At 67.5% G+C, this 14710-nt stretch carries 14 protein-coding genes; 7 read left to right on the top strand and 7 right to left on the bottom strand.

Annotation, left to right across the window (positions count from 1 at the left end; genetic code table 11):
• Positions 1 to 5: 5 nt before the first annotated feature.
• Together dut and coaBC are read right to left on the bottom strand one after the other, a co-directional pair.
• Positions 6 to 479 carry a dUTP diphosphatase gene (gene dut / locus POS15_RS16290; RefSeq protein ID WP_046272982.1) on the bottom strand — a complete coding sequence of 158 codons (474 nt, stop codon included), beginning with the start codon at positions 477 to 479 and terminating at the stop codon, positions 6 to 8.
• The gene (gene coaBC / locus POS15_RS16295) at positions 476 to 1735 is read right to left on the bottom strand and encodes a bifunctional phosphopantothenoylcysteine decarboxylase/phosphopantothenate--cysteine ligase CoaBC (protein ID WP_284128508.1); all 1260 of its coding nucleotides are present in this window, start codon (positions 1733 to 1735) and stop codon (positions 476 to 478) included. Before coaBC ends, dut begins: the two co-directional genes overlap by 4 nt.
• Positions 1736 to 1930: 195 nt before the next feature.
• Between coaBC and radC the strand changes: the two genes are divergently transcribed.
• The 4 genes from radC (at position 1931) to POS15_RS16315 (ending at position 5751) form a co-directional block, all read left to right on the top strand.
• Complete coding sequence (radC, locus tag POS15_RS16300) at positions 1931 to 2620, top strand: DNA repair protein RadC (RefSeq protein ID WP_019183970.1); 690 nt, start codon at positions 1931 to 1933, stop codon at positions 2618 to 2620.
• 101 nt (positions 2621 to 2721) lie between these two features.
• Positions 2722 to 4410, top strand: coding sequence for an arginine--tRNA ligase (argS, locus tag POS15_RS16305; protein WP_019183971.1), 1689 nt, complete (start codon positions 2722 to 2724; stop codon positions 4408 to 4410).
• Positions 4411 to 4428: 18 nt separating this feature from the next.
• The gene (locus POS15_RS16310; RefSeq protein WP_284128509.1) at positions 4429 to 5280 is read left to right on the top strand and encodes an SPOR domain-containing protein; all 852 of its coding nucleotides are present in this window, start codon (positions 4429 to 4431) and stop codon (positions 5278 to 5280) included.
• A gap of 114 nt (positions 5281 to 5394) precedes the next feature.
• Entirely contained in the window at positions 5395 to 5751 is a 357-nt protein-coding gene (locus POS15_RS16315; protein ID WP_284128510.1) for a VOC family protein, read from the top strand.
• Positions 5752 to 5966: 215 nt separating this feature from the next.
• Here POS15_RS16315 and POS15_RS16320 read toward each other — a convergent pair whose 3' ends face one another.
• Complete coding sequence (locus POS15_RS16320; protein WP_019185578.1) at positions 5967 to 6716, bottom strand: SDR family NAD(P)-dependent oxidoreductase; 750 nt, start codon at positions 6714 to 6716, stop codon at positions 5967 to 5969.
• Between the two features lie 97 nt (positions 6717 to 6813).
• Positions 6814 to 7266 carry a hypothetical protein gene (locus POS15_RS16325; RefSeq protein WP_152663802.1) on the bottom strand — a complete coding sequence of 151 codons (453 nt, stop codon included), beginning with the start codon at positions 7264 to 7266 and terminating at the stop codon, positions 6814 to 6816.
• A 190-nt stretch (positions 7267 to 7456) separates the two neighbouring features.
• On the opposite strand from POS15_RS16325, the gene POS15_RS16330 reads away from it, so the two are divergent.
• Positions 7457 to 7927, top strand: coding sequence for a DUF1456 family protein (locus POS15_RS16330; RefSeq protein ID WP_046274114.1), 471 nt, complete (start codon positions 7457 to 7459; stop codon positions 7925 to 7927).
• A gap of 159 nt (positions 7928 to 8086) precedes the next feature.
• A complete protein-coding gene (locus POS15_RS16335; protein WP_019185575.1) occupies positions 8087 to 9262 on the top strand; it encodes an MFS transporter in 1176 nt (391 codons plus the stop codon).
• Between the two features lie 162 nt (positions 9263 to 9424).
• Here POS15_RS16335 and POS15_RS16340 read toward each other — a convergent pair whose 3' ends face one another.
• Positions 9425 to 10063 carry a TorF family putative porin gene (locus POS15_RS16340; protein ID WP_284129660.1) on the bottom strand — a complete coding sequence of 213 codons (639 nt, stop codon included), beginning with the start codon at positions 10061 to 10063 and terminating at the stop codon, positions 9425 to 9427.
• 235 nt (positions 10064 to 10298) lie between these two features.
• Here POS15_RS16340 and POS15_RS16345 point away from each other — a divergent pair, with 235 nt between their 5' ends.
• Positions 10299 to 10688: a DUF6165 family protein gene (locus POS15_RS16345; RefSeq protein WP_266085941.1), complete on the top strand. Its 390-nt coding sequence runs from the start codon at positions 10299 to 10301 to the stop codon at positions 10686 to 10688.
• 21 nt (positions 10689 to 10709) lie between these two features.
• On the opposite strand, the gene POS15_RS16350 is transcribed toward POS15_RS16345, so the two are convergent.
• Entirely contained in the window at positions 10710 to 11453 is a 744-nt protein-coding gene (locus POS15_RS16350; protein ID WP_179460437.1) for a FadR/GntR family transcriptional regulator, read from the bottom strand.
• Between the two features lie 89 nt (positions 11454 to 11542).
• A complete protein-coding gene (locus POS15_RS16355; protein ID WP_284128511.1) occupies positions 11543 to 14434 on the bottom strand; it encodes a TonB-dependent receptor in 2892 nt (963 codons plus the stop codon).
• Positions 14435 to 14710: the final 276 nt, after the last annotated feature.

The raw sequence follows: 14710 nt of genomic DNA on the forward strand, positions 1-14710 counted from the left end.
CCCTGTCAGCGCACCCCGGTATGGCCGAATCCACCCGTTCCCCTGGCGCTGTCGGTGAAAGTATCCACTACCTGAAGCGCCACGCGTGCAATCGGCAGCACCACCAGCTGGGCGATGCGATCGCCGGGCTGCAGAGTGAACGGCTCGCGCCCGCGGTTCCAGGCGCTGATCAGCAGCGGCCCCTGGTAATCAGCATCGATCAGGCCGGTGCCGTTGCCCAGCACGATGCCGTGGCGATGGCCCAGGCCCGAGCGCGGCAACACCACCGCGGCCAGGTTCGGATCGGCGATATGGATCGCGATACCGCTGGGAATCAGCGCCGTATCGCCCGGCTGCAGGGTGAGCTCGGTTTCCAGCGCCGCGCGCAGGTCCAGCCCGGCGCTGTGTTCGGTGGCATAGGCCGGCAGCGGCCATTCGTCGCCGAAACGCGGGTCCAGCAGCTTGACCTGCAGGGGCTGGAGGGAGGAATCGATGGTCATGCGTGCAACCTCTGGGCAATCAGGGACAACAGTTGTTCGGCCAGCACGGCCTTGGAGGTGCCGGGGAACGCCTGTTCGCCGCCCTGCCAGTAGGCCGTGGCCGCGTTTTCATCGCTTTCGAAACCGCCGGTGCTGATCCCGACCTGGTTGGCGATCACCAGGTCCAGTCGCTTGTCCACCAGCTTGCCGCGCGCGTACTTCTCCACGTCGTGGGTTTCGGCAGCGAAGCCGACCACCAGCTTGAGCGCGTTGGTCTGCGCGGCGACCTCGGCCAGGATGTCCGGGGTGCGCACCAGCTCCAGGGTCAGGCTCTGGGTGCCGGCGGTCTTCTTGAGTTTCTGCGGGGCGACCTGGCGTGGGGTGTAATCGGAGACGGCGGCCGCACCGATATAGATGTCGGCCGGCAGTGCAGCGAGCACCGCTTCGCGCATCTGTGCGGCCGAGCGCACATCGACACGCTGCACGCCCGCGGGCGTGGCCAGCTGGACCGGGCCACTGACCAGCACCACCTGCGCGCCGAGGCGGGCGGCGGCGGCGGCCAGGGCATAGCCCATCTTGCCGCTGCTGCGGTTGCCGACGTAACGCACCGGGTCGATGTCTTCATAGGTGGGACCGGCGCTGATCAGCACGCGCAGGCCCTTCAGTTCACTGGCGGCCGGCGGCTCGGCCGGGGCCGGTGCCTGCAGCGTGGCCAGCGCGGCCACGATCGCGTGCGGTTCGGTGAGCCGGCCGGGGCCGGATTCGCCTTCGGCCAGCGGGCCGTCTTCCGGCCCGATCACCTGGGCACCGCGCTCGCGCAGCAGGCCGATGTTGGCCTGGGTGGCCGGGTGCAGCCACATGCGATGGTTCATCGCCGGGCACACGGTCAGCGGCGCGGTGGTGGCCAGGCACAGGGTGGTGACCAGGTCATCGGCGTGGCCATTGGCCAGCCGCGCGAGCAGATCGGCGGTCGCGGGCGCGACCACGATGCGGTCGGCCCAGCGCGCCAGCTCGATGTGGCCCATGGCCTGCTCGGCCGCGCTGTCCCACAGGGTGGTGCGGGTCGGCTGACCGGACAGTGCCTGGAAACTGAGCGGGGTGACGAACTGCTGGGCCCCGGCGGTCATCGCGACCTGCACCTGGGCCCCGGCATCGCGCAGGCGGCGCACCAGTTCCAGCGACTTGTAGGCAGCGATCCCGCCACCAACGCACAACAACAGCTTCTGGCCTTCCAACGGGCGCGCGGCCGCCGGAGAAGCCTGGGGGGAGTCAGCCACCTTGGGTGTTCCTGTCGAACCGAGGCGATTAGCTTACCCGATGGTCTGTACGCCGCCTGATGCGCCAGCGGCATAAGGAGGCAGGTTTTCGTCATAAGCAACCACCGGACTGGGCACGATTTCCTGCATTTACCGACACGATGGCGCCCGGTTCACCGATGGTGGCGGGGCCGGCAGGGAGTGGAGACTGAGGCCATGTCGATCCGAGACTGGCCCACTGCCGAGCGTCCCCGCGAAAAGCTGCTTGCCCAGGGCGCCGGCGCCCTGTCCGATGCCGAGCTGCTGGCGATCTTCCTGGGCTCGGGGCTGCGCGGGCGCGATGCGGTGGAGACCGCGCGCGACCTGCTGCAGTCCCACGGCCCCCTGCGCAACCTGCTTGATCTGCCGGCCACCGCGCTGGCCGCCCTGCCCGGCCTGGGCCCGGCCCGCAGCTGCAAGCTGGTGGCCGGGCTGGAACTGGCGCACCGGCATCTGGCCGCCGAGCTGGCCCGGGGCGACAGCCTGCGCGACCCCGCCGCCGCCGGGCGCTACTTCAAGCAGCGGCTTCGGTCGCGTCCCAACGAGGTGTTCGCCGCGCTGTTCCTGGACAACCAGCACCGCACGCTGGCCTGCGAGGAGCTGTTCAGCGGCACGGTGGACGCGGCGGCGGTCTACCCGCGCGAGGTGGTCCGGCGCGCCCTGCTGCACAACGCGGCGGCGGTGATCGTCAGCCACAACCACCCTTCCGGCAGTGCCGAACCCTCGCTGGAAGACCGCCGGATCACCACGCTGCTGCAGCAGGCCTTGGCCCTGGTGGACATCCGCCTGCTCGACCACGTCGTGATCGGCGACGGGGCCCCGGTATCGATGGCCGCGCGCGGGTGGATGGGCATCGCAGCGGCCTGATCCGGGCGGGAAACGCCGCCGCTCGGCCCCGGTTCAATGGATCGGGGTGGCTTCTGGGCTAAAATTGCCGATTCCGCCGCTCCAGTCCCAAAGCAGGCCTTGTGAAAAATCTCCTCCGCGCCCTGATCAGCCAAGGCATCGAAGCCTTGCGCGCCAACGGCACTCTGCCGGCCGATACCCTGACCCCGGAATTCGTGGTCGAACGCCCGAAGACCCGTGAGCACGGCGATTTCGCCACCAACGCCGCGATGCTGCTGGCCAAGCCGGCGCGCAGCAATCCGCGCGCCCTGGCCCAGGCGCTGCTTGATGCGCTGCCCAAGAGCGATGACGTGGCCCGCGTCGAGATCGCCGGCCCGGGCTTCATCAATTTCCACCTTGCCCCGAGCGCCTACCAGCGCGAAGCGGCCAGTGTGCTCAAGGAAGGCGCCGATTACGGCCACAACCTGAGCGGCAACGGCCGCACCGTGGGCGTGGAATACGTGTCGGCCAACCCGACCGGTCCGCTGCATGTCGGCCACGGCCGCGCGGCGGCGATCGGTGACTGCTTGGCGCGCCTGCTGGAAGTGAACGGCTGGAACGCCAAGCGCGAGTTCTATTACAACGACGCCGGCGTGCAGATCGAGAACCTGGCGCTGTCCACCCAGGCACGTGCTAAGGGCCTCAAGCCCGACGACGCCGGCTGGCCGGAAGCGGGCTACCGCGGCGATTACATCGAGGATGTGGCCAAGGCTTACCTGGCCGGCGCCACCGTAGAGCTGGAAGGCCATTCGGTGGTTGGCGAGCGCGACCCGGACAACCTCGATGCGATCCGTCGCTTCGCCGTGGCCTACCTGCGCAACGAGCAGAACCAGGACCTGGCCGCGTTCGGCGTGGATTTCGACATCTACTTCCTGGAAAGCTCGCTGTACAAGGACGGCAAGGTCGAAGAGACCGTTGCCCAGCTCAATGCGGCCGGCCACACCTATGAGGAAGGCGGCGCGCTGTGGCTGCGCTCGACCGACTTCGGTGACGACAAGGACCGCGTGATGCGCAAGTCCGACGGCACCTACACCTACTTCCTGCCCGACGTGGCCTACCACCTGAGCAAGTGGCAGCGCGGCTACGAGCGCGCGATCACCGAGCTGGGCGCGGACCACCACGGTTCGCTGGCGCGCGTGCGCGCCGGCCTGCAGGCGCTGGACGTCGGCATCCCGAAGGGCTGGCCGGAATACGTGCTGCACCAGATGGTGACGGTGATGCGCGGCGGCGAGGAAGTGAAGCTCTCCAAGCGTGCCGGCAGCTACCTGACCCTGCGCGACCTGATCGAAGAAGCCGGCCGCGATGCGACCCGCTGGTTCCTGATCGCGCGCAAGCCCGATTCGCAGCTGACCTTCGATATCGATCTGGCCCGCCAGCAGAGCAACGACAACCCGGTGTTCTACGTGCAGTACGCGCATGCCCGCGTCTGCAGCCTGCTGCGCCAGGCGCAGGAGAAGGGCCTGGGCTACACGCCGGCCGAAGGGCTGGCCGGGCTGTCCTCGCTGGGCGATGAGGCCTCGCTGTGGTTGATGGTGGAAATGTCGCGCTTCCCGGAAGTCGTCGAGGCGGCCGGCCTGGCGCTGGAACCGCACCTGATCGCGCAGTACCTGCGTGAATTGGCGCATGCCTTCCACACGTGGTATCACGGCACGCAGGTACTGGTGGCCGACGAAAGCGAACGCAACGCCAAGCTGACGCTGGCCTGCGCCGCGCGCCAGGTCCTGGCCAATGGTCTGAACATCCTGGGCGTATCCGCCCCGGAAAAAATGTAAGCAGTGGAGAAGCAGTAAATGGCAGCACGACGCGGCAAGAGCCAGGCACGGCGCAACAGCAACCAGGGCACCCCGGGATGGGTGTGGCTGGTCGCGGGTGTGGCGATTGCGGCCGTGGTGTTCCTGGCGGCACCCAACCTGTTCAAGAACGACGGTGACGGTTTCCTGCGGGTCGGCCCGCAGCCGGACCCGAACGCCCAGCCGGCACCGGTGAGCGATGCCGACACCGACGTCGGCACCGAGCTGCCCAAGCCGGGTGCCGCCAAGCCGGCCGAGCCGGCCAAGCCGGCGGCGACGCAGTACGACTTCTACACCCTGCTGCCCGGCAAGGAAGTGGAAATGTCCGATGCGGAGCTGGCCGCAAGCGCACGCGCCGAAGACCAGCGCCGTGCCAAGGCCGAAGCACAGCGCGCGCAGGCCGCGCTGGAAGGCCGCCCGTTGCCGCCCGCACCGGCGCCGACCAGCACCGCCGCGACCACCTCGCCTGCGGCAGTGAGCGCCGCCCCGCTGCCGGCTCCGGTGGCGGAGCGCCCGGCGACGACGCCGGCGCAGACCGCGGCGGCGGCTCCGGCTGCACCGACGCCGGCGGCGGCGGCGGCGACGCCGGCTGCCGGGGCGGCTGAGCCGGCAGCCAGCAACGTGCGCTACATCCTGCAGGCCGGTGCATTCGGCGCGTCTGGCGATGCCGAGGCCACCAAGGCCAAGCTGGCCATGATCGGCCTGGCCGCGCGGGTGGAATCTGCACAGATCAACGGCAAGACGGTATACCGCGTGCGCATGGGGCCGTATGGCAGCGCCGGGGAGCTGGCCGAGGCGAAGCAGAAGCTGGATGGGACGGGGCTTCAGGCGATGGCGATCAAGGCGCAGTAGCCGCGCGCCGCGACAATTACAGGAACGCCGGGTATTGCCTGGCGTTTTTTTTACCGCCCAGGGCAGCCGACCAACGGTCGGCTCTACGGGGCTACCTTTCAACGAGACGCCTCCATGAGCACCGCACCCGGCAACGATCGCCGGATCGACAACATTGAATTCAACGTGGCTGACATCGCGCGCAGCAAGGCGTTCTACGGCAGCGTGTTCGGCTGGTCGTTCACCGATTACGGCCCGGGCTATACCGAGTTCTACGATGGCCGCCTGCGCGGTGGGTTCACCACCGACGCGCCGGTGCGCGCCGGTGGGCCGTTGGTGATTCTGTATGCCGATGACCTGGTAGCCACGCAGCAGCGGCTGGAAGCGGCCGGCGCGGACATCTGCCAGGCGGCGTTCGATTTTCCGGGTGGGCGGCGGTTTCATTTCCGCGATCCGGATGGGTATGAGTTGGCGGTGTGGACGGCCGCCTGAGGTAGAGCCGACCGTTGGTCGGCTGCCAGGATGCAGGTAGAGCCGACCGTTGGTCGGCTGCCGTCAGCGGTGGGTATGCGCCAAGGGCAGCCGACCAACGGTCGGCTCTACCAGTTTCGGGCGTGCAGCCGAAGCGTTCGCCGGTTCGGGCGTGCGGCCGAGGTGTTGGCCCGTTCGGGTGTGTGGCCGAGGTGTTGGCCAGCGGTGCCCTTGGATCAGTCGCGCGCGACCTGGAAGCCGGCGAACGACTGGCTGACCGGCATCACTTCGAGGCGATTGATGTTCAGGTGCGCCGGCAGCGAGGCGACCCAGAAGATCTGCTCGGCGATGTCGTCGGCGGTCATCGGGTTGGCACCGGTGTAGAGCTTGTCCGAGGCGGCCTGGTCACCATGGGTGCGGACCACGGTGAACTCGGTTTCGGCCATGCCCGGCTCGATCGTGGTCACGCGCACGCCGCTGCCGTGCAGGTCCGAGCGCAGGCCCAGCGAGAACTGGCTGACGAAGGCCTTGGTGCCGCCGTAGGCATTGCCGCCCGGGTACGGGTAGACGCCGGCAACGGAGCTGATGTTGATGATCGCACCCTTGCGCGCGACCAGCTGCGGCAACAGGCGATGGGTCAGCGTCACCAGGGCGGTGACGTTGGTGTCGATCATGGTGCGCCAGTCTTCCAGCGAGGCGCTCTGCGCCGGGGCGGTGCCCTGGGCCAGGCCGGCGTTGTTGACCAGCAGGTCGATGTCGGCGAAACCGGCCGGCAGGGCGGCCAGAGCCGCTTCCATCGCCACGCTGTCGCGCACGTCGAACACCGCGGCATGCACGCGCTCGGGACCGTAGGCGTCGACCAGCGGCTGCAGGCGCTCGGCACGGCGCCCGGTGGCGATCACGCGCCAGCCGGCCTGGGCGAAACGGTGGACAGCGGCGGCGCCAAAGCCGGACGTGGCGCCAGTAATCAGAGCGGTACGGGTCATCGAGGTACTCCGTGAAGATCCCGACCATTTTCGCACCGATGCGCGCCCGGTGTGGCGCCGGGCGCCACCCGGCTGACCGGCGCCACGGGTCGTCCCGTCAGCGGATGCGGAACACCCGCGCCTTGGGCAGGTCTTCATCCACCTGCAGGAACCAGCGCCCGGCGATGCCGGGCACCACGACGATCCCGGGGTTGCTGCGGGCGGTCTTGAGCTTCATCTCGCCCTTGAGTACCTGCCACTGCTGGCCGTTGTCCAGGGTGAACACCGTGCCGGGGGCCCAGCCGTCCACCTGGCCGGTGACCTTGGCGTTGATGGGGCCGTCGTCCAGCCCGGGGAACATCGGGGCCGGCGTCGGCACACCCGGGCCTGCGGCAGGTGCCGCCGCGACGGCCACCGGGGCGGGGGCATCGGCCTGGGCCTGGCGCAGCAGGCGGTTCAGGGCCTGCAGCTGGGCCGGGGTCAGCCCGACGTCGGCCAGCGCCTGCGGATCCAGCCGCTGCTCCAGCGCCACATAGGGGGCCTGCGCCCACGCCGGGGCCGCCAGCAACATGCCCACACACCCGAGAACCTGCCACCTGCGCATTGCCTGCTCCATTGCCTGTCGATGCCTGATCGCGGCACTGTGCGTCACTTTCGTGGCAGCCAGATGACAGCGACCACCGGTCGCAGCCGGCCGCGCGCCCGGCACGGGGTAAAATGACCGCCAGCCGCGCAGCCGCGCCGGCGGTATTGGACGTCCCATGATCAACAACGATGTACTGCGCAGCATCCGCTACATGCTCGACCTCAGCGACGGCATGATCGCCGACACCTGTGCCCTGGCCGATCCAGCCTTCGTGGTCGACAAGGCCGATGTGGCCGGCTGGCTGCGCAAGGAAGACGAGGAAGGCTTCGTGCCCTGCGACGATCGCACCCTGGCACATTTCCTGGATGGCCTGATCGTGCATTTCCGCGGCCGCGACGAGAGCCAGCCGGCGCGCCCGGTGGAAAAGCGCATCACCAACAACCTGGTGCTGAAGAAGCTGCGCGTCGCCTTCCAGCTGAAGGACGTGGACATGCACGAAGTGTTCGACGCCGCCGGTTTCTCGGTCTCCAAGCCGGAACTGTCCGCGCTGTTCCGTCAGCCGGACCACAAGAACTACCGCGCCTGCGGTGACCAGATGCTGCGCAATTTCCTCAAGGGCCTGACCCTGCGCGTGCGCGGCGCCTGAAGACGTCGTTGATGCGTGGCTCCGATGCAGGGGCCACGCGCCTCAACTGCTTGGCGTGGGTGAGCCATCTGGATTTCAGATGCATGGGATGAAGACGTTTCATTTCCCCCTTTCGCCCATCAGGCGGACACTGGCGCCCCTTCTTTCCCGGAGCCCGTCATGAGCAACGACGCGCCCTCGCCACTCAGCCGTTGGCAGGTCCTGTTGATGGCCTTCGCCACCGGCGTGGCCGTGGCCAGCAACTACTACGCGCAGCCGCTGCTGCATACCATCGCCGGCCAGTTCGGCGTGTCCTTCGCGCGGGCCGGCACGGTGGTGACCGTCGCCCAGCTGAGCTATGCGGCGGGCCTGATCCTGCTGGTGCCGCTGGGCGATCTGTTCGAGCGCCGCCGGTTGATCGTGGTGATGTCGCTGCTGTCCGCGGCGGGGCTGGTGCTGAGCGCGCTCAGCCATCAGTTCGTGTGGCTGCTGGTGGGCACCGCGCTGACCGGCCTGTTCTCGGTGGTGGCGCAGGTGCTGGTGCCGTTCGCGGCCACGCTGGCGCGGCCAGAAGAACGCGGCCAGGTCGTGGGCACGGTGATGAGCGGGCTGCTGCTCGGCATCCTGCTGGCACGCACCGTGGCCGGGGCACTGTCCTCGCTGGGCGACTGGCGCACCGTGTACTGGATCGCCGCGGCCGCGCTGGTGCTGACCACGGGCATGCTCTATCGGCATCTGCCGCGCTTCCATCAGACCGCCGGGCTGGGCTACCTGCAGCTGCTGCGCTCGATCGGTACGCTGTTCGCGCAGGAGCCGGTGTTCCGCCTGCGCACCGTGCTGGGTGCGCTGAGCTTTGCGATGTTCGCGATCTTCTGGACGCCACTGGCGTTCCTGCTGGCCGCCGAACCGTATGGCTACAGCGATGCGACGATCGGCCTGTTCGGGCTGGTCGGTGCGGCCGGCACGCTGGCCGCGGGCGTGGCCGGGCGCATGGCCGACCGGGGCAAGGCGGCGCTGGCGACGACCGTGGCGCTGGTGCTGCTGGCCGCATCGTGGCTGCCGCTGGGCTTTTCCACGCACTCGCTGATCGCACTGGTGCTGGGCGTGATCGTGCTCGACCTGGCCGCGCAGCTGCTGCACGTGAGCAACCAGAACGTGGTCTATGCGCTGCGTCCGGACGCCCGCAACCGGCTCAATGCCGGCTACATGACCGGCTATTTCATCGGCGGCTCGCTGGGCTCACTGGTCTCGGCGCAGGTCTTTGATCGCTTCGGCTGGACCGGCGTGTGCGTGACCGGTGCCGGCGTCGCGATGGTTGCGATCGCGGTGTGGACGGTGGCGGTAGTACGCCGGTAGAGCCGACCGTTGATCGGCGGCATTGCGCGCCGCCTGGGGCAGCCGACCAACGGTCGGCTCTACCCGGTGGGGTTCGCACCCGACGTCTGGAATATCGGGTGAGGTTGGCTCGAGCAGCCGACCAACGGTCGGATCTACCGCGCGGGGTGGGTGGGCGCTCCGTCAGAAGGCGGTTTGTACCGCGAACTCGATGCGCGAGCCTGCGTTGCCGGGGAACAGGCGTTTGGCCGCACCATCGGTGTCGTGCGCGGTGAGGCGCAGCTCCCACGGGCCGTGCACCTTCCAGATGGCGCTGAGCTGGCCGTGCAGGTAGTCGTCGGCCTGCGCGCTGTCCAGCCAGTAGCGGCCCACCGCCCCTTCGATACGCCACTGCTCCCCCAGCGGCAGGCGCGCACCGAGCTGGGCGTAGGTGCCGCCATGGCCACCGGCCAACGCGTTGTCGGAGACGCCGACCTGCAGCCAGGCGCGCTCCCGCCAGGTGACGGTGCCATTGAGCTCGGTCCAGTCCAGATCGACCGTGGCGGACGGATAGACGTAGCGGGTCAGATTGACGTCCACGCTCCAGTCCGGCGTCACCGCCCCGCTCCAGCCGGCGACAAGATCAAACTCGCTGCGCGCGCCGTTGTCCGGCCGGAACGAGACACCCGAGCCCCACGCCGAGGCATACCAGCCGTTGGACGCACTGAGTTTCACGCCCGCCTGCACGGCCGGATCGCCGTCGCTCTGCGAGCTGCCGCGCCAGACGTAGTCCGAGGTCAGCGTCGCATTGCCTTCCACAGCGGCCGCGGCCGCACCGCTCATGACCAGCCCCACCAGCACCACGCCGCAGCGCAGGCGCTGTTTCGAATAGTTACCCACCACGTGTCCCGCTCCAGATGACGGCCGCGCCGTCGAGAGCGACAGTGTCCTCAGGACCGGCGTAAAGCCGCCATGGCGTGGCCACCCGATCGGCGCAACGTTTCTGTAAATCCTGCGTCAGGGTGGCGCCGGGAGGTGCGCGGTATCATGCCCACTCTGACCTGTTGCGAGTAATGGCGTGGACGCGATCCTGACCCCGGTATCGATTGGCGAGCTGATCGACAAGATCACCATCCTGGAAATCAAGGCCGAACGCATCACCGATGCCGGCAAGAACGCCAACGTCCGCAAGGAACTCGAGGGCCTGTGGCCGCTGTGGCAGCAGCAGGTAAGCGCTCAGCCGGGGCTGGAAGCACTGAAGACGCAGCTCAAGGCGATCAACGAGCGCATGTGGGAGATCCAGGACCAGCTGCGCGACAAGGAAGCAGCGCAGGTCTTCGACGATGCCTTCATCCAGCTGGCGCGCGGCGTCTATGGCACCAATGGCGAGCGGGTCAAGGTGAAGAACGAGATCAACCGGATCGCCGGCTCGCAGCTGGTCGAAGAAAAGCAGTACCAGGGCGAATAATCGCGCCGGCGCGCGCCGGGCTCAGTGCCCGGTCGCGGCCCTGAAGCGTTCGCGGTCCTGCTGGGTCCGCCGGCGGATTTCGGCCAGCGCTTCGTTCTCGGTGGCTTCCAGCATCGATTCGAACAGACGCTGGAAGTGGTTGCGCATGGCCAACCGTGCCGCTGCCGGGTCGCGCTGGCGCAAGGCGTCCAGAATCCGGGTGTGTTCCTCGTCGCGGGTGTCATCGTCGTTGTGGCAGACGTTGGCATACACCTGCTTGACCCGCGGCAGTTCGTTGCGCATCCGCCAGATCAGCTGCACGCAGTGCTCCACCACCGGGTTGCCGGCGATCCGCGCGATCGAGAGGTGGAACTGGCGGTCGGCCTCGCTGGCCGCCGCTTCGCCCGAATTGGGGTCGACCATGGCCGCGATCAGGCCGGCCAGGTCCTCCAGTTCGGCATCGGTGATGCGGCTGGCCGCCATCGCTGCGGCCTCGGCCTCGATCACCGCGCGGGCGGCGGTCAGGTCGAACGCCGAGACATCGGGCAGTGCGCCCGGCGCCTGTGACGGTTTGGCCTTCACGTAAACGCCCGAGCCGGTCTTGATGGTGATCAGGCCCTGCGCTTCCAGGGCGATTTCCGCCTCCCGCACCGTCACCCGGCTCACGCCCAGGCGTTCGGCCAGGTCGCGTTCGCCCGGCAGGCGCGAGCCCGGCGGGAATTCGCCCTTCTCGATCAGCGCGACGATTTCGGCGGCAATGGACTGGTACAGACGGGGTTCGGACATCATCAAAGGCCTGCTGACAGGTGGCTGGGGACCGACACGCGACCGCGCCTTCAGAGAGCGGCGCGGTCGGAAAAACCGCGCCACTGACCTCAGAAGCGGTAGCGCACCCCCAGATAATACCGCCGCCCGTACGTGGTGTACTCGCGGAAGCTGCCGAGGATGGGCATATCCGATACCCGCGGCTCATCGGTGAGGTTGCTGGCCGACAGCGACAGCGACAGGTGCTTGTTCACCTTGTAGGTGGCGCGGAAGTCCAGCGAGCCATTGTCCCGCACATAGCGGTTCTGCGACGGGTCGCCGACGAACTGCTGGTAATAGTCGGAGCGGTACTTGTAGATCGCCTGCAGGTCGAGCTTGCCCAGGCCCCAGTACACCTGCGCCGAGGCGACATGCTTGGACAGGCCGAAGATGTTGGCCGGCTCGACGATGCCCGGGGTCACTACGCCAGTGGCCGGGTCAGTGGACTCGCCCAGGCGCAGGTCTTCGGTCTTGAAGTTGGAATCGGCGTAGTTGTAGCTGGCCTTCACGCCCAGCCCGGAGAAGATCCCCGGCAGGTAGGAGAAGCTGTGCGAGGCGGTGAACTCCACGCCGAACAGATCGCTCTTCTGGTCGCTGGTGGCCAGCTGCTCCACCGGCACGGTCACGCTCTGGCCATCGATATCGAACGTTTCGTTGACGATCACCGGCATCGAACCACCGTTGAACTGCTTGTAGTACAGCGCACCGGACAACATGGTGTCTTCGTTGGCATACCACTCCAGCGAGAGGTCGCCGTTCCACGACATCAAGGGCTTGGCGCGCGGGTTGCCGGTGGCCGTGATGCTGCGCAGCGCATCGCCCACGCTGTTGAACTCGGTATCCACCTCACCCAGGTTGAAGGTGCGGCCGAAGCCTTCGGCGGCCAGGTCCGGCCGCGACATCGCCCGATAGGCACCGACGCGCAGCAGCAGGTCCGGGCGCAGCTCGAAGGCAGCATTGAAACTGGGCAGCCATTCGGTATTGCTGGACTTGAGCACCTGCGAGGTGAAATCGCCGGTGGGTTCCAGGGTCACGGTACCGTCGGGATTGTTGATCACATCCAGACCGCTGCGCAGGCCGACCGAGCGCACTTCGGTGCGCACACCACGCACGCCGATATTGCCGGTCACCGGCAGGCCGAACCATTCGGCGCTGTAGTCGCCCATCAGGTACAGCGCGCTGGTTTTCTCGGTGACATCGTTGTTGGCTGGGTTGCGCAGGTCCGCGCTCAGGCCGGTATCGTCCACGCCGGTGAACGCCTTGAACAGACAGCGGCTGTCGAAGCTGGCCCACTGGTCGATGGTGTTGCCGCTGGCATTGGCCAGGAAATCGTCCTGCGGGAACGCCTGGCGGCAGGCGAGGTTGGCGGCGCGGATCGCCGCGACGTTCGTGGTGGTCACATCCACGGTATCGGTGTAATCGGTGTAGGTCGCCTCGGAGCGGCGCAGGCCGCCCTTGATGGCGGTGAAGAAGCCGCTTTCCGGGGTAAAGGTGGCATCGAAGCGGCCAGCACGGATGGTGTGCTCGCGGTGCTGCTGGCGACGACGCACCAGGGCCGAGTCGGTGAAGTTGTCCGGATTGTTCACATCGAACGCCGGATCCAGGGTGATGCTCGGCACATCGCCGCTGTAATCGTAGGTGTAATCAACATAGCGGGTGTTCTTGATGCCGCCGACCGGCCTGCCGTTGACGTCGGTGCGGCCGGCGCGCAGGCGGGTGCTGCGTTCGATCTGATCGCGCTCGGTGTTGGAATAGGACAGATCGGTGGACAGCGTCCACGCCGGGCTCGGCCGGAAGATCACGTTGAGCCCGCCGCCGGTGTATTCCTCCTGGCGCTCCAGGAAATTGCCGGTGGAATCGACCGTGGTGCTGCCGGTGTGGTGCAGCAGCGCGCCATCATCGGTGACCACGCGGTTGTTGAGGTTGCGCATCATCGAAGACAGCGACAGATCCGAGCGGTCTTCGGTGTAATCGCGCTTGGAGTGCTGGTAGTCCAGGTTCACTTCCACCAGGTCGCTGGGGCGCCACTGCAGCGCGGCGAACTGCGAATCGCGCTTGTCGTGTTCGATGAACTGGCGATAGATGCGGCTGCTGGGCACCAGGTAGTACGGCACGCCATTGGCGACCTGGTTGCCGTTGACCTGGGTGCAGTTGCGGGTCGCGCCGACCACTTCACGGCCATCGCAGGCCACCCAGGTGGAGCTGCTGGAGAACATCTCTTCCGGGTTGCTGCCTTCCAGCGCCTGTACGCCGATGGAGACTCCGAGCTTGCCGGCGTTGCCCATATCGAACTGATCGATGTAACTGGCGGTACCGCGCCAGCCGACGCCGTCCTTGTCCTTGAGGCGGTCGTCGTAGTCCTGCCAAGTGCCACGGCCATCGAGCTGGAACGTGCGTTTGCCGTACTCCAGCGGTTTGACCGTCTCCATGTTGATCGTGCCGGCCACACCGCCTTCGACGAAGTCGGCACGCTGGGTCTTGTAGATCGCCACGGTGTTGATCAGCTCGGACGGGAACTGGTTGAAGTTCACCGAGCGGTCGCCGCTGCCGTTGGTGGCCTCGCGGCCATTGAAGGTGGACGAACCCAGGAACGGGCCCAGGCCGCGGATGGAAATTTCCGACGCACCGCCTTTTTCGCGGTGGGTGGAGGCGCCGGTGATGGTTTCGATCGCTTCACCGATGGACAGCGCCGGCAGGTCGCCGATGTCCTCGGCCGCCAGCACGTCGGAGACCACGGTCTCCTCGCGCTTCTTGTCGATCGAGGTCTGGATGGTGCCGCGGATGCCGGTCACCTGGACCTGATCCAGCGTGGTGGCTTGCCCCGGCGGCGAGGCCGGGGCATCGGCGTCCTGTGCGTGGGCCAGCGGCAGGGCCGCGGTGGCGCACAGGGCATAGAACAGCGCGCTGTGCAGCGCGGTGTGGCGGAGGCCTCGTGGCGAGGCCGTACGGCGGTCATGCAACATCGTGATCTCCCTCCCAGGATGGATCGTCCGATTACACGGATTCGATCCGGAAGATTCACGACTGATGAACCAATGTCAATGAATTGGTACTAAAGTCTACCCCGCACCACCGTCCAGACCACTTTGCACTGAATTAATGTGCGGACGCAGCAGAAAAATGCGCAAACCGCAGACCACATGCGCCTAAAGTGGTATGTGCTTGTGGTTGACGCTCGCGCCCGGCAACCTGTTAGGATCGTGGTTCGCGTCAGTCGCCACGGTTCATCTGGGAGGGTA

Source organism: Stenotrophomonas sp. BIO128-Bstrain (assembly GCF_030128875.1).
Classification (GTDB): Bacteria; Pseudomonadota; Gammaproteobacteria; order Xanthomonadales; family Xanthomonadaceae; genus Stenotrophomonas; species Stenotrophomonas bentonitica_A.

Excerpts from the sequence above, each read along its gene's own strand:
- POS15_RS16335 (WP_019185575.1), top strand. The coding sequence starts at position 8,087 with ATGAGCAACGACGCGCCCTCGCCACTCAGCCGTTGGCAGGTCCTGTTG.
- POS15_RS16340 (WP_284129660.1), bottom strand. The coding sequence starts at position 10,063 with ATGAGCGGTGCGGCCGCGGCCGCTGTGGAAGGCAATGCGACGCTGACC.
- POS15_RS16310 (WP_284128509.1), top strand. The coding sequence starts at position 4,429 with ATGGCAGCACGACGCGGCAAGAGCCAGGCACGGCGCAACAGCAACCAG.
- POS15_RS16350 (WP_179460437.1), bottom strand. The coding sequence starts at position 11,453 with ATGTCCGAACCCCGTCTGTACCAGTCCATTGCCGCCGAAATCGTCGCG.
- POS15_RS16320 (WP_019185578.1), bottom strand. The coding sequence starts at position 6,716 with ATGACCCGTACCGCTCTGATTACTGGCGCCACGTCCGGCTTTGGCGCC.
- POS15_RS16330 (WP_046274114.1), top strand. The coding sequence starts at position 7,457 with ATGATCAACAACGATGTACTGCGCAGCATCCGCTACATGCTCGACCTC.
- dut (WP_046272982.1), bottom strand. The coding sequence starts at position 479 with ATGACCATCGATTCCTCCCTCCAGCCCCTGCAGGTCAAGCTGCTGGAC.
- POS15_RS16325 (WP_152663802.1), bottom strand. The coding sequence starts at position 7,266 with ATGTTGCTGGCGGCCCCGGCGTGGGCGCAGGCCCCCTATGTGGCGCTG.
- radC (WP_019183970.1), top strand. The coding sequence starts at position 1,931 with ATGTCGATCCGAGACTGGCCCACTGCCGAGCGTCCCCGCGAAAAGCTG.
- POS15_RS16355 (WP_284128511.1), bottom strand. The coding sequence starts at position 14,434 with ATGTTGCATGACCGCCGTACGGCCTCGCCACGAGGCCTCCGCCACACC.
- POS15_RS16315 (WP_284128510.1), top strand. The coding sequence starts at position 5,395 with ATGAGCACCGCACCCGGCAACGATCGCCGGATCGACAACATTGAATTC.